The organism is Rouxiella sp. T17, assembly GCF_036663475.1.
GTDB lineage: Bacteria > Pseudomonadota > Gammaproteobacteria > Enterobacterales > Enterobacteriaceae > Rouxiella.
The window spans coordinates 262,339-275,829 of the sequence record NZ_JAWUEA010000035.1 but is presented as its reverse complement, the minus strand read 5'-3'; the positions used below and the strand labels follow the sequence as shown (position 1 = coordinate 275,829).

The 13,491-nt window shown below is 50.9% G+C and carries 14 protein-coding genes; 8 read left to right on the top strand and 6 right to left on the bottom strand.

Features of this window, described 5'->3' with window-relative positions:
- Positions 1 to 34: 34 nt before the first annotated feature.
- The 4 genes from SC206_RS14685 (at position 35) to SC206_RS14670 (ending at position 3,507) form a co-directional block, all read left to right on the top strand.
- On the top strand, positions 35 to 802 hold the full coding sequence (locus SC206_RS14685; RefSeq protein ID WP_332738165.1) for a hypothetical protein: 768 nt from the start codon (positions 35 to 37) through the stop codon (positions 800 to 802).
- A 30-nt stretch (positions 803 to 832) separates the two neighbouring features.
- Positions 833 to 1,669: a thioredoxin domain-containing protein gene (locus tag SC206_RS14680; RefSeq protein ID WP_332738164.1), complete on the top strand. Its 837-nt coding sequence runs from the start codon at positions 833 to 835 to the stop codon at positions 1,667 to 1,669.
- A 215-nt stretch (positions 1,670 to 1,884) separates the two neighbouring features.
- Positions 1,885 to 2,850, top strand: a complete 966-nt coding sequence (gene lipA / locus SC206_RS14675; RefSeq protein WP_332738163.1) for a lipoyl synthase — start codon at positions 1,885 to 1,887, stop codon at positions 2,848 to 2,850.
- Between the two features lie 387 nt (positions 2,851 to 3,237).
- The gene (locus tag SC206_RS14670; RefSeq protein WP_332738162.1) at positions 3,238 to 3,507 is read left to right on the top strand and encodes a hypothetical protein; all 270 of its coding nucleotides are present in this window, start codon (positions 3,238 to 3,240) and stop codon (positions 3,505 to 3,507) included.
- 110 nt (positions 3,508 to 3,617) lie between these two features.
- On the opposite strand, the gene tatA is transcribed toward SC206_RS14670, so the two are convergent.
- The 6 genes from tatA to SC206_RS14640 form a co-directional block, all read right to left on the bottom strand.
- Positions 3,618 to 3,815 (bottom strand): Sec-independent protein translocase subunit TatA, encoded by a 198-nt coding sequence (gene tatA, locus SC206_RS14665; RefSeq protein WP_332738161.1) that lies wholly within the window; start codon positions 3,813 to 3,815, stop codon positions 3,618 to 3,620.
- A gap of 347 nt (positions 3,816 to 4,162) precedes the next feature.
- Complete coding sequence (locus SC206_RS14660) at positions 4,163 to 5,008, bottom strand: amino acid ABC transporter ATP-binding protein (protein WP_332738160.1); 846 nt, start codon at positions 5,006 to 5,008, stop codon at positions 4,163 to 4,165.
- Entirely contained in the window at positions 5,005 to 5,982 is a 978-nt protein-coding gene (locus SC206_RS14655; RefSeq protein ID WP_332738159.1) for an amino acid ABC transporter permease, read from the bottom strand. Before SC206_RS14655 ends, SC206_RS14660 begins: the two co-directional genes overlap by 4 nt.
- Positions 5,979 to 6,875 carry an ABC transporter substrate-binding protein gene (locus SC206_RS14650; RefSeq protein ID WP_332738261.1) on the bottom strand — a complete coding sequence of 299 codons (897 nt, stop codon included), beginning with the start codon at positions 6,873 to 6,875 and terminating at the stop codon, positions 5,979 to 5,981. The genes SC206_RS14655 and SC206_RS14650 overlap by 4 nt, the downstream gene beginning before the upstream one ends.
- Positions 6,876 to 7,236: 361 nt before the next feature.
- A complete protein-coding gene (locus SC206_RS14645; RefSeq protein ID WP_332738158.1) occupies positions 7,237 to 8,025 on the bottom strand; it encodes a deaminated glutathione amidase in 789 nt (262 codons plus the stop codon).
- A 107-nt stretch (positions 8,026 to 8,132) separates the two neighbouring features.
- Positions 8,133 to 9,092 carry a nitrate ABC transporter substrate-binding protein gene (locus SC206_RS14640; protein WP_332738157.1) on the bottom strand — a complete coding sequence of 320 codons (960 nt, stop codon included), beginning with the start codon at positions 9,090 to 9,092 and terminating at the stop codon, positions 8,133 to 8,135.
- Positions 9,093 to 9,301: 209 nt separating this feature from the next.
- Between SC206_RS14640 and SC206_RS14635 the strand changes: the two genes are divergently transcribed.
- The 4 genes from SC206_RS14635 to SC206_RS14620 all read left to right on the top strand — a co-directional run bounded on the left by SC206_RS14635 (position 9,302) and on the right by SC206_RS14620 (position 13,398).
- Positions 9,302 to 10,645, top strand: a complete 1,344-nt coding sequence (locus SC206_RS14635; protein ID WP_332738156.1) for an aminotransferase class I/II-fold pyridoxal phosphate-dependent enzyme — start codon at positions 9,302 to 9,304, stop codon at positions 10,643 to 10,645.
- A 43-nt stretch (positions 10,646 to 10,688) separates the two neighbouring features.
- Positions 10,689 to 11,072 carry a fluoride efflux transporter CrcB gene (crcB, locus tag SC206_RS14630; RefSeq protein ID WP_332738155.1) on the top strand — a complete coding sequence of 128 codons (384 nt, stop codon included), beginning with the start codon at positions 10,689 to 10,691 and terminating at the stop codon, positions 11,070 to 11,072.
- 467 nt (positions 11,073 to 11,539) lie between these two features.
- The gene (locus tag SC206_RS14625; RefSeq protein WP_332738154.1) at positions 11,540 to 12,199 is read left to right on the top strand and encodes a TetR/AcrR family transcriptional regulator; all 660 of its coding nucleotides are present in this window, start codon (positions 11,540 to 11,542) and stop codon (positions 12,197 to 12,199) included.
- Complete coding sequence (locus SC206_RS14620; RefSeq protein ID WP_332738153.1) at positions 12,199 to 13,398, top strand: multidrug effflux MFS transporter; 1,200 nt, start codon at positions 12,199 to 12,201, stop codon at positions 13,396 to 13,398. Before SC206_RS14625 ends, SC206_RS14620 begins: the two co-directional genes overlap by 1 nt.
- The last annotated feature ends 93 nt before the right edge of the window (positions 13,399 to 13,491 follow it).

The window sequence follows — 13,491 nt, the reverse complement described above, 5'->3', positions numbered from 1 at the left end:
AAGCAACATTCGTCATTCACTATCAGGTGGAAATGTGCACACCAAATCATGCGTAATAATTGGCCTTTTACTGGCGACAACGTTATTAACGGGTTGTGAGAAACTCACCTCTCTCCTTCATATTAACGATGTCAAAGTTAATAGCTTACCGTTAATTCAGCAGCAGATTATCTCGCAGGTACCCTTATTCAAAGGCGAACGCGATAAAGCGATTATGGACAACATTTGTGCCTACGTCAGCGGTTATAACAATAAAGATACCTATCAAAACTTCTATATTATTCATAATCTGGACCTTCAAACATTGGCCAAAGGCGATAACGGGTATCGTTTTATCGCTACCGCTGACAAAAATTCGTTGATGACCAGCTGTGCTGCCTATATTGCCTCGACCTTTTTCACACAGCAGGCTTTACTGGGTGATATGCCCGCTGATATCTCTGAAAATCATTTAAAAATCAGGCTAATGAACCTGACGCCTATTGCACTGGCTACCATAAAAGTCCTCGCAGAGATAAGTGCCGAAACACAGGGTAGAAGTTATGCCTCCCTGGAAGAGTTCAAAAAGGTTATTGCCCGACGCTTTAGAGCAGAATCCGAAACGCTAATAGCAAAAACCTTCAACAGTGAATTTTTACTCGCTGATTACGACAGTTCCGGAAGAGAAAACGGCTACTCCTATAGTTTCGACAAGGGTCAGGTCGGGATCTATTTATACGGCGATCAGTGGCTAGGGAACGGAAAAATTATGGGCACGCGATATTTTATCTATCTTAATAGCTCCCAGCTTCCGACTAAATAAATTAGGTCTCAAATATTATAGGGAAGCATTATGTTCAGAGTGACCAATATAAACGTCATAAAAAAGAGACTCTCGACCCTTGTTTACTCTTTGCTGCTGGCTCATTTCGCCCTGCCTGCCCAGGCTATTGTTACAGACAGCGCATTTGATAACCGTCAGCAAGATGATATTGGAAGAATCGCGCTGGATTATCTGCTGACTCATCCAGAGTTTTTTGACACGATTGAAAAAATGCGTCAGAACAAAATTGATGCGGCTGAAGATAAAACCTTGGCGGATCAGATAAAAAACAGGGTGCTCGAACACGTAAAATTAGTATTGAACAGCGGGCGTGCTCCTTATTCAGGTCTACCTCAATCGAAGATTGTCATCGTGCAGTTTTTTGATTATCAGTGCGCCGCCTGCCGCAATAATAGCGCGGTGATTCAGCAGGCTATCGATAATAATATCTCGGCTCGCATTATATTTAGAGACTGGACGCCTAAGGTAACGCGTCAACCTAATTCCAATGCGGAAACGGCTGCGTCCATCGGCTTAACCATTTGGCAGGATAAAGGCGTGAAATCTTATCTGCAATACCGGCAAGGCGCCCTATCAACGGAGTATAACGCGCAAGAGTTTGCTGTTGAGAATATTGTGCAAGGTTTGAAAGCCGCCAGCGCGCCCGTGCCTACTGCGGCAAAAATGGTCGCCGCGCGAAAACTCCTCGTCAACAATGCCAAGCTCGCCAATCAGTTAGGCGTAACCAAATTGCCCCTTCTTATCGTGTTACCCTCCTTTGCGGCGAATCAACAGAACGTTAGCGTGTTGAGCGGCCCGATCACTGAAAAAATGCTTAACGATGCCGTAATGCTCGCCTCTAAATAACCTTATGAATTGTAAGTTAAATTTTTAAATTAATATCTTTTATACAAAAAAATAACAAGATTTCCCTCTTTATCTTCTCTCAGGGGCTGAATGCTGCCGTGCTTCGATGATATAATTTGCGCATAATTTCTAATATTTTTTTAATGAAGCAGCTAGTTCATTGAATATCATTAAAAATCTCGCTTGCGAGAGACGATACTGGAACCTGCACTATTATGAGTAAACCGATTCAAATGGAACGCGGCGTCAAGTACCGCGATGCTGATAAGATGGCGTTGATCCCGGTGAAAACCGTGATGACAGACCGGCAGGAAATGCTTCGCAAGCCGGCCTGGATGAAAATCAAACTTCCTGCCGACTCCTCTCGTATTCAAAATATTAAAGCCGCGCTGCGCAAAAACGGTCTGCACTCTGTTTGTGAAGAAGCGGCCTGCCCTAACCTTTCCGAATGTTTCAACCACGGTACGGCCACCTTTATGATTTTGGGTGCCATCTGTACGCGTCGTTGCCCGTTCTGCGACGTGGCGCACGGTCGCCCTGTCGCGCCTGATGTTAACGAGCCGCAGAAACTGGCCCAAACTATCGCCGATATGGGCCTGCGTTACGTGGTAATTACCTCCGTTGACCGCGATGATTTGCGCGACGGCGGTGCTCAGCACTTTGCCGACTGCATCAGCGCTATCCGCGAGAAAAATCCGACCATCAAGATTGAAACGCTGGTTCCCGACTTCCGTGGACGTATGGATCGCGCGCTCGAAATCCTTAACGACACGCCGCCTGACGTTTTCAACCACAATCTTGAAAACGTGCCGCGCGTTTACCGTCAGGTTCGCCCGGGCGCTAACTATGAATGGTCGCTTAAGCTGCTGGAACGTTTTAAAGAAGCGCATCCAGAAGTGCCGACCAAGTCCGGCCTGATGGTGGGTCTGGGTGAAACCAACGAAGAAATTCTCGACGTTATGCGTGACCTTCGCCGCCACGGCGTGACCATGCTGACGCTGGGCCAATACTTGCAGCCGAGCCGTCACCATTTGCCGGTTCAGCGTTATGTGTCGCCGGAAGAGTTCGAGTTTATGAAAGAAGAAGCGCTGGCGATGGGCTTCACCCACGCGGCCTGTGGTCCTTTCGTCCGCTCCTCCTACCACGCCGACCTGCAAGCCAAAGGTATTGAAGTTAAATAATATCGCGCTTCACAAAAAAAAGCTGCCTTAATAAGCAGCTTTTTTTATTTAACTTTTCTTCAATCAAAAAAATCAAATTTAGTCGTTAACTCTTAATTAATCCTAAGCTTATCTTTTGTGCGTTGCGCATAAGTTTAATTAACTTATTTAGTTAATTTATCTTCGAGTGATATTCTTTCGTACTCACTTCAATTAAAGATGCACTCGCCTATGCGATACAACAGGGTTTTTAAGAGGTTTTCCTTTGCGATATTATTGCTAACACTATTAAGCTTTGCACTGTGGTTTTATCAGAATAGCGTTATTAAACCTAAGGACGATCTGCTTCATAGTTATAAAATAAATGACACTAACAATAACCAGTTAAACGACAAGCTGACACTGTTTATGACAAAAAGCAATCGTGGTGGTGCGACAGTCCCCGGGTTATTCCTTTATTATATTTCTTGCCACGCGCAAAGCGATAGGAAAAATTTAATAGAAAATTTCTCATCGAAAGATCTCGTTATAAAAGGAACAGGAACCATTTCTGCCATCAATATAAATAATAATAAAATCAATATTAACTATCATGGCAAAGCGTTTATGCTTAAAAACAGCGTGCGCGTTCATTGTGGTTCGGAGTTTAGAGATCTACAAATAAACTATCTACGTTAAAAGGGCTGGTCTTGAGTAAAAAACCAATTTTTAGTAAAAGCAAATCTTGGAGAAACAAAAAAGCTGCCTTTATAAGCAGCTTTTTTTCGTTCAGATTCAGCGAGAATGAATCAGTCTTTGTGCTCTACGCGCTGTTCAACCTGCGCATCAGCTTTAGCTACGGGAGCCGGATCGTCATTCATGGCTTTTTTGAAGCCTTTCAACGCAGCGCCGAGGTCGCCGCCCAGTGAACGCAGTTTGCTGGTACCGAACAGCAGCACAATCAGCACGCCGACAACTAACAGTTTAGTGATGCTCAAACCTTCCATAAATACCTTCTTTACACTGATTGCTGATTTAAACAGCTGGAGATAACGTCATCGCGCGTGGCGACCTGAATTGCGTCCCTGTACGGAATATAACCATTGCCGTCATTATGGGCCTGCTACGCCGTGCGTTAAAGCTTTTCTTTGTAAATTGGATTTTTTACAAAGTATCACGACGTACAAATAGTAGGGCGATTATACGCCCGTGATCGGCTTTGAAACAAACCTTGCGTGCTCTCTTTAACGATAATCCAACAGATTGACAACAAAAAGGGACGCGTCGGATGCCTATCGTGTGTCATCCTGACGCGTCCCTTTTGATTCGCTTAATGAGTCGCTTAGTTGGCCGATCAGATAAAGCGGCTCAGGAAGGCCTGGAAACGCGGATGCTGCGGATTCACCAACACCTCCTCCGGCGGACCTTCTTCAATCACATAACCGCCATCCATAAACACCACGCGATCCGCAGCTTCCCGCGCAAAGCCGATTTCATGGGTCACCACAATCATAGTCAGCCCCTGATCGGCAAGGCTGCGCATGGTAGCAAGCACTTCCCCCACCAGCTCGGGGTCGAGAGCCGAGGTCGGCTCATCAAACAGCATCAGCTTAGGTTTGATGGCCAATGCGCGGGCAATCGCCACGCGCTGCTGCTGCCCACCCGAAAGATGGCGCGGATACGCGTCGGCCTTATCACTCAGTCCGACCTTTTCGAGCAGCTCGCGCGCATAGGTTTCCGCCTCGCGACGACTCTGTTTATGCACGCCCATTGGCGCTTCGATAATGTTTTGCAGCACGGTCATGTGCGGATAAAGATTGAACTGCTGAAACACCATGCCGATATCGCGACGCTGGCGCGCAATGCCGCGTTCAGAGAGTTTACGCAGCTGGTCGCCATGCAACTCATAGCCAATCTGTTCGCCACCGACCATAATCGTGCCGCGATCAATATCTTCCAAATGGTTGATACAACGCAAAAAAGTTGATTTTCCCGAGCCTGACGGTCCAAGAATCACCACCACTTCGCTCGGCTTGACGTCAAGATTAATGCCTTTCAGCACTTCATTATCGCCATAGCTTTTATGCACGTCGCGCGCGGTAACCAGCAAATTCTGCTCAGCGGTTTGTGCAATGTTCTGCTTGCTATGGCGCTCGGCTTTTTGCTCAGTCCTTTGCTCAGTAGACAGGCTCTGACTCATAACTCCTCCTTCTGGGCAAGCGTGGGTTGAGCGATAGCGGCTTTCGCTTCGGCACTCGGTTGACGACGTTTTGCGGCTACAGTGCGGCGCGTGCCTTTCGAATAAAAACGTTCGATAGCAGATTGACCGACGTTCAGCACTGAGGTGATCAGCAGATACCAAATCACTGACACCATCAGCATCGGCACCACTTCAAAGGTGCGGTTGTAAATCGTCTGCACCGAATAAAGCAGGTCACCCATGGCGATAACGCTGACCAAAGATGTCGCTTTAATCATGCTAATCAGCTGGTTACCGGTTGGTGGAATAATCGAACGCATCGCCTGAGGAATGATAATTCGACGCAGCGCGCGGCCACGGCTCATCCCAAACGCCTGCGCAGTTTCGGCCTGTCCGTTATCCACCGACAGCAAACCGGCGCGGATAATCTCGGCCATGTAAGCGGCTTCGTTTAATGCCAAACCGGCAATCGCTGCCGTCAACGGCGTGATCAGGTCGTTCGTGTTCCAGGTGGCGAAGGTTGGCCCGACAAAAGGCAAACCCAGCGCCACGGTTGGAAACAGCGTCGACATGTTGTACCAAAACAGCAGCTGAACCAGCAGCGGCGTGCCGCGAAAGAACCAGACATACATGCCCGACAGGCGGCGCAGCAGCATACTTTGCGACAAACGCCCCACCGCCAGCAGCAGGCCAAGCAAGGTGCCGAGCACCATCGACACCACGGTCAGCCCGAGCGTCACGCCCAAACCGTGGATAACCGAGGCTTCGGTAAACCACTGGCCGACCACGTGCCATTCAAAGTTCGGATTACGCGCGACGCTGACGATGACATCAACGGCGATGATCAAGGCGACTATCCAGGCAACCCAACGGCCGTAACTGCGCGGCGCGTGTGCAAACTCGACGTTGCGGCGTGGGTCCTGCGTATAGTTGTCCCTGTTGATTGGTTTAGAACTATACGTGTTATCAGTCATTTAGTTGGTTTCCCCAGATTTACGCCCGGTGCTGGCAGCATGTTGCCTTCAAGATTCCACTTTTTCATAATCAGCGCGTAGGTGCCGTTATCAAACAGTTCCTGCAACGCGGCGAGCAGCACTTTGCCGATAGCTGAATCTTTCGGCACTACCGCGCCCTGGAAGATGTCGTTGAAACCGTTGGATTTTCCGCCGCCTGCCAACGTTAACTGGCCGTTAGACTGCTCGATAAAATAGGTCAGCGGCGCCTGTGACGAGAAGAACGCGTCTGAACGCTTAGAGCGCACGGCCAAAATCGAGGTTGGCTGATCGGTAAACGACTGCACGGTCACCGCCGGTTTGCCGGCCTTCACACACTCTTCCGACTGCTGCTTGATCACTTTTTCAGCCGAACCTGCCGCCATCACGGCGATACGCAGACCACAGGTATCCGCCAGCGACTGAATATTTTTTGGGTTGCCGTTCGGCACCGCGAAGGCGACGTATTCTTTAACGTAATCGATAAAATCGTTTTTCGCCTGACGTTCCGGGTAGTCGCCGATTGGGCCAAAGCCCATCTGATAACGGCCTGAGGAGATGCCGGTCAAAATGCCTGACAATCCGCTCACGGAGGCGTGTTCCATTTTAACATCAAGCAGTTGGCCGATAGCCTTGGTCAAATCGGCACTTGCGCCGTCGATGCCGTTGGTGCCGGTAACGATTTCATAAGGAGGGAAAGATCCGTTATTGACGGAGGTAATCACGCCGGATTTCTGAATATCGGCGGGCAATTGAGCATGCAGCGCCGGATCGGCTTTGAGCACCGGAATAGTCACGTTTTCAGCAGCAAAGGCATTAAGCGAAAGTAATGCAGTGGACAAAACAGCAGCACGACGAAATTGTTTAAGCATCAGCATAATTCCTGTGTAAGTGATTTCTACCCACCCTTTTCATCTTGCAGACGCGCTGGATTTCCGCCTTTCTGCATCCTGAAAACAGGGATAGTGGCATTGTGAATGTTATGAATGTTGTGAATTTTATAACTTGTAGGTTTTATGAATTTGTAATTAACAAACAAGTTTTAGCACCTTCCGTGGTGCGGATGTCCTAAACGCCTTTGATTTTTATCCCGTTATTTCCGGCGCTGAAATAACGGGTCGATAACCGCGTTCCCTGGTGTTGGTTCGCGTTTTACTGCACTGCTTTCATCCGCTGCCGCTTTATGCCGTTAGGTTGACGGAAAATAAGCGGGCGTTAAAAACAGGTGATGCTCACTTAACGCAGCTGCGGCACGCCGAAGCAGCGATTTTCCAATACTGGCAAGGCTTTGCGAGCGTATTCCAGGCGTTCGCGATCGATATCGGCGAAGACCAAAGCCGGTGCTTCGGCGGCGCGGGCAATCGCCACGCCGAGAGGATCGACCACCATGCTGTTACCGATATTACGTTCGCCGCACTCGCCCACCGCCACGATATAGCTGGTATTTTCCAGCGCGCGCGCGGTGACCAGCACTTCCCAATGCATCTCTTTCAACGGACCTTTAACCCAGGCGGCTGGCAGCACCAGCACTTCTGCGCCGTCGAGCACCAAGCGGCGCGCCAACTCAGGGAAGCGCACGTCGTAACAGGTCATCAGGCCGACTTTATAACCGGCGACTTCCACCAACGGCGGGACTTCTGTGCCCGGCGTGACGTTTTTAGACTCTTTATTGGCGAAAGCATCGTACAAATGCAGCTTGCGATACTCAGAGATAATTTCGCCATTACGGATAGAAATCAACACGTTCCATGCACGACCGTCTGGCGCTGGCGTGTGAATGCTCATCATGGTGGTCAGCTGATTGCCCTTGCTGGCGGCAACCAACTGGCTGACAAACGGGCCATCCAGCGGCTGTGCGGCCTTCAGCACCAAGTCGGGATCGGTGATATCGCGCGCCAAAATGCCTTCCGGCAGCACCAGCAAATCGGCACCGGCGTCCAGTGATTTGCTCATCAATGACAAGCAGGTTTCAACGTTCTCTTCCCACTGTTTGGAAACGGCAAACTGGCCTAATGCAACTTTCATATAAAATCCTCTCGCCTGTTGGCAGTGAAAAAGGGGCCTTAGCTGACAGATCGCCCCTTCTTCTCATGAATTAAAAGTTCTGTGATTAACAGCCTTTCTTGAGACGCTTATTTGCTGGCGTAGGCCGGGAAGAGATCCGCAGCCGTCAGGCGCTCGCGAGTAATCTTCTGTACATACAGCTCATTGGCAAAATCGTTGATCATTTTTTCGTTCTTTTCGAAGCCGTTGTCATTCCAGTCCACCGGCAAATCAACCACGGTGCGACGAATGTCGTCGAGCAGCCAAGGCGTGGTGTCGGCGTATTTCACGCGCTTGTCCATCCAGACCTGATAAGACTTGTCGATAATTTCACTCAGCGCGGCCGCAAGCCAAGGATGCTCGGCCGCCACGTCGGCCTTGATGCCCAGAATATGCATGCCCGGCACGTAGCCAACGCGATTGAAATATTCCAGCTCTGACTGGCGGAAATCAGGCTGTAGCTGGCGGAAACCCGAACCTGGTTTAAAGAATCCTTCAGGCATAAACGGGGTGAAAATCGCGTCCAGCCAGCCTTCTTGCAGTAATTCCATCATCGGACGTTCGCCCGGACAGGCTTCGATGCGCCCTTCACGGCCAAAACCGTTCAGTCTGTCGACAATCGGGTGCGCTTCGGTCAGGCGACCGGCATACCAGTAAGCATCGTCGATGCCTACGCCGTCAACGCCGAGCACGGTGCGGGTCCAGGTGTTGCCTGAATCTTGCCAGCCGGTCACGCCAATGCGTTTACCCGCCAGCTCGGAAATTTTGGTCAACGGACTATCTTCACGCGTGATAATGCAGCGCTGACGGAAGCCACGCATCAGGAAATGCGGCACGGCAAACACGTCATTTTCGCCTTTTGCACGGCCCTGAGCATAGCGGCTGAACGAAATCTCGGCGGCGTCGTACTGCTCGCTGGTGCCTAAATCACCGACCAGCGTGCCAATTCGTTCAATCTCGAGATTGAAACCTTCGGGCTTGATATCGCCCAATGCCAACGGCGTAAAATAGTCCCAGTCACGCACGGCCAGCCTGATAGTAATCGCCACGTTCTTCCCCTATGAATGCACACTGCCCGCAAATATGAGCAGCAAATATGCTGAATTTTATTGAGAGAATCTAAAACTGCCTGTCTGAGCGGAGCTGACCACATTTGTATGATGTGATTATTTTATCGCCTCCGTTGACTAAGTTTGATACTAATAGCATAAATTAATATGTACAATAGAATCTTTGTTACTGAACAAAAGGTGATTTGATGGGTGAAAGTTTGAAGGAAAAAACGCTCGATGCCGAATGGTTGGCCGGTCAGGTGCAGGATCGTTCAATGCGCGGCATCGCCATTGAAACGGCGGCCATGATTCGTTCCGGCGTCATCGAGATTGGCACCCATCTTCCGGCCGTGCGTGAGTTGGCCCACTCTTTAGGCGTCAGTCCAGCGACCGTTTCGGCGGCGTGGGGCCAGTTAAGACGACAGAAAGTGATTGCCGGTCGTGGGCGAAACGGCGTTTGGGTCTGTGGTGACACGCTGTCGCCGCGCCCTGCACGTTTCGAGAAGATCGGCAATTTTGGCGACCATATTATCGCCGATATGACCTTAGCCTCTCCCGATCCTGAACTTTTGCCGCGTCTTAATCAGGCGTTATTAAGCAGCGTTGAAGCTGAGAATCTCAACAGTTACCAGCGTGAAGGCATTACCGACGCGCTGCTCAACGCCGTTAAACCGAGCTGGCCTTATGACGCCGATGCGTTTATGGCAGCCGACGGCGGTTTCGACGCCATGAATCTCACCTTGCAAACGCTGATCATGCAGGGTTCGGTGGTGGCGATTGAAGACCCGACCGCCACTCGTCTACTCGATATGCTTGATAACATCGGCGCGCAGGTTATCGCCGTAAAATGCGATGAATTTGGCCCAATGCCCGACTCGCTGCGCATGGCGCTGAACAAAAATCCGGCGGCGTTTATCTTCCAGCCGCGCACCCATTCGCACTGCGGTCACATTATCAGCGCCGAAAGAATGGCGGAAATGGCCGATATTTTGCAATCTTCGCAAACGCTGATTATCGAAGATGACGGCATTGGCGAACTGGCGAGCACGCCGCCGCTGAGTTTGGGCCGCTATCTGCCAAAAAGAACCGTCCACGTGCGCTCCTATTCCAAAGCTTACGGCCCCGATCTGCGCATGGCGGTTATCTCGAGCTCGCATGATTTACTCAAGCAGATCAAGTCGTTCCGTAACTTTGGCGCGGGCTGGTCGAGCCGAATTCTGCAACATGCGCTGGCGTGGCTAATTAGCGATCCGATTACTCAGGAAGGCATTATCGAGGCGCGAAAAGTCTACGCCCGACGTCGTCAGGCGCTGGTCGATGCGCTGGCGGTGCGCGGCATTCATCTGCCTGCGCGCGATGGATTATCCGTGCTGATCCCCGTGCCTTCCGAGCAGTTTGCTCTGGTCACGCTGGCCGCGCGCGGCATTGCCGTATTGCCGGGCGAGCGCAGCCGCATTGGGCCGGGGCAATTTATTCGCGCCAGCACCAGCCTGATGCGTCTTGATCAAGTTGACACCATTGCCGATGCCATTCTCTTGGCAATGGGGTAACATCGTTTTCCTCTGAAGCTCATTGAATGACAGAAAGGTTTTTATGTTCAGCACTTTTTTAGCCGTATTAATTGGCGGCGGCGTGGGCAGCGTCGCGCGCTGGTATATCAGCCTGAAACTTAACCCGACCAGCGCGCTTATCCCGCTCGGCACGCTGGCGGTGAATCTGGCCGGTGCCTTTATTATTGGCTTAGTAATCGCGGTGTTTAATCGCATGACGCAGTGGGATCCCGTGTGGAAAATGCTGCTAACCACCGGATTTTGCGGCGGCATGACCACCTTCTCGACCTTTTCGCTCGAAGTGGTTTATATGTTGCAGGATGGCCGTTTTGGCGCGGCGCTGTTAAACGTTGCGCTTAATCTACTGGGTTCGGTCACGTTGACTATGCTGGGTTTTATGCTGGTGAGCTGGTATAGCGGGCACTAAGTGGGTGTCAATCGATGTTAATGGCTGTGAATCGGCGTTAATCGTTGATTAAAAAACTCGCAAACAAAAGGCTGTTTTGGCGAAAATTTAATATTAACTTAACTTTTCGGGGAAATACTTGTCAGACCCTTAACGTACGATTTAGCGATTACTGAGGCAAGACATGTTCACATTCCCGAAAAACGTTAGCGAATTTGCGACTTCCCTTCTCTGTTTGGCCGTCGTAGCCAGCTTTTTGAACGAGTATCTGATTTAACATCCCAAGAATTTCTCGCGTTAAAGTACAAGATTACGCGGCTGTCAATCGACTGCCGCTCTTTTTGCGCCATTTATAATACAAATATTTACCTTCCCGTCACTATTCCCTATAATTGAGAATGAGCGTTCACATTTCTTTTCTCAAGCCATTCCACTCGATCTGCGGTTAATTTGAGACAAGAAAACCACCCAACTTGTCAGGTGCCTCTATGCATCCCGCTAACCAAACAAAAGACCAACGCGTTTGCGCCCGCCGGGACCAGATCGTCGCCGCTTCACGACTTTGTTTTCGCAAGCACGGATTCCACGGCGCTGGCATGGCGGAAATCGCCAAAATGTCGCAGCTGAGTGTAGGCCAAATTTACCGTTATTTCGTAAACAAAGACGCCATTATTGAAGAGATCGTGCGCCGGATTGTGTTCAAAAAAATCCAAATCATGACGGGCGGCGCCCACAACCTGAAACAGATGGCCAGCAATTTGGCCTATCGGGTCATCGGCGCGCAAAACGTCGATCACAGTCAGTTTGACTGCCCAGAATTAAGCCCCGAGCAGAATGAAATCGACCACGCCTTGATGCTTGAGGTTGCAGCAGAAGCGACGCGCAATCCGGTGGTAGAAAAAATTCTCCGCGATGCCGAAAGCAAGCTGTTCAACGAAGCCAAAGCCATGATGACCCCCTATTATCCCGACATGTCCGAAGCCGACCTGACGGCGCGTCTGGAAATGATGGCGGTGCTGTGCGAAGGAACGGCTTTCCGTCGTCTGACGCACAAGCACGCCGATCCTGAAATACTAAAAACCGTTTACCTCCAACTGTTTAACCGTGTTTTTAACGACTACCATCCTCCCCACACAGCGGAAAATTAATGAACGACCACTTGATTCAAAAACGCCTCGGCTATGCCCTGGTTTTAGGTTCACTGGCTGCACTTGGACCTCTTTGCACCGACCTTTATCTCCCCGCCCTGCCTACGTTGGCCGACGAATTAAATACCAATACAGCCACCAGCCAGCTGAGTTTGACCGCCGGTCTGCTCGGGCTTGGCGCGGGCCAGCTGCTATTCGGCCCCTTGAGCGACCGTTTTGGCCGCATGCGTCCGCTGCTGCTTTCCCTGCTTTTGCTGCTCGCGGCCTCAATCTGGTGTGCGCTGGCAACCTCTATCGATCAGCTGATCGTCGCGCGTCTGTTACAGGGGATTGCGGGAGCTGGCGGTGCGGTACTGAGTCGCGCCGTCGCGCGTGACCTTTATAGTGGCCACGACCTGACCAAATTCTTTGCTTTATTGATGTTGGTCAACGGCTTGGCGCCGATTGTCGCGCCCGTGCTTGGCGGCGGTCTGCTGACCTTCCTGAGCTGGCGCGGCATTTTTGGCGCACTGGCCACCATCTCCGTGCTGCTGTTTATCTTCGCCTCCGCCAAGCTGCACGAAACGCTGCCCGTTGAGCGTCGTTCAACCGGCGGCGCCGTCGCGATGCTGAAATCGCTCGGCATGCTGCTGCGCGAACGCCAGTTCATGGGCCTGTGTCTGACGCAGGGCTTTATCATGGCGGGCATGTTCGCCTATATCGGCGCGTCACCGTTTGTGTTGCAACAGATTTATAACCTCAGTCCGGTGACCTTCAGCCTCTGTTTTGCCATCAATGGCATGGGTCTAGTATTCGCCGCGCAAATATCGACTCGCCTTGCCGTGCTGTGGGGTGAATTGATGATGGTGAAGATTGGCCTGACGATCGCCGCCGTTGCCTCAATCGTGCTGGTGATTGCGGGTGCAATGCACGCGCCGCTGGTTGCGCTGCTGGTGCCGCTGTTCTTCTCGATTATTAATATCGGGATTATCGGGCCAAACGCGGGTTCGCTGGCGATGCAAAGTCAGGGCAGAAATGCGGGCAGCGCCTCGGCTCTGCTGGGCGTGTTTATGTTTGCGCTGGGTGCGACGGCGGTTCCGCTGACGGGCATTGGCGGCACCTCGGCGCTGTCGATGGGGCTGACGATTTGCGGCTGCTTCTTTATTGCGATTCTGATGTTCGTGTTTCTGGCGCGTCCAACCTTCGTTAAAAAAGCCTAAACGCCTGCTTTAAACAGCTCGACATCAAACAGCGCAATGGCTGAATAAATGGCAAAAAAAAACCCGCACCAGCGGGTTTTTTCATAAATCGGC

Bases quoted from the DNA above. Each gene is read 5' to 3' on its own strand.
- SC206_RS14680 (WP_332738164.1), top strand. From the start codon at position 833: ATGTTCAGAGTGACCAATATAAACGTCATAAAAAAGAGACTCTCGACC.
- lipA (WP_332738163.1), top strand. From the start codon at position 1,885: ATGAGTAAACCGATTCAAATGGAACGCGGCGTCAAGTACCGCGATGCT.
- SC206_RS14670 (WP_332738162.1), top strand. From the start codon at position 3,238: ATGACAAAAAGCAATCGTGGTGGTGCGACAGTCCCCGGGTTATTCCTT.
- tatA (WP_332738161.1), bottom strand. From the start codon at position 3,815: ATGGAAGGTTTGAGCATCACTAAACTGTTAGTTGTCGGCGTGCTGATT.
- SC206_RS14660 (WP_332738160.1), bottom strand. From the start codon at position 5,008: ATGAGTCAGAGCCTGTCTACTGAGCAAAGGACTGAGCAAAAAGCCGAG.
- SC206_RS14655 (WP_332738159.1), bottom strand. From the start codon at position 5,982: ATGACTGATAACACGTATAGTTCTAAACCAATCAACAGGGACAACTAT.
- SC206_RS14645 (WP_332738158.1), bottom strand. From the start codon at position 8,025: ATGAAAGTTGCATTAGGCCAGTTTGCCGTTTCCAAACAGTGGGAAGAG.
- SC206_RS14635 (WP_332738156.1), top strand. From the start codon at position 9,302: ATGGGTGAAAGTTTGAAGGAAAAAACGCTCGATGCCGAATGGTTGGCC.
- crcB (WP_332738155.1), top strand. From the start codon at position 10,689: ATGTTCAGCACTTTTTTAGCCGTATTAATTGGCGGCGGCGTGGGCAGC.
- SC206_RS14625 (WP_332738154.1), top strand. From the start codon at position 11,540: ATGCATCCCGCTAACCAAACAAAAGACCAACGCGTTTGCGCCCGCCGG.
- SC206_RS14620 (WP_332738153.1), top strand. From the start codon at position 12,199: ATGAACGACCACTTGATTCAAAAACGCCTCGGCTATGCCCTGGTTTTA.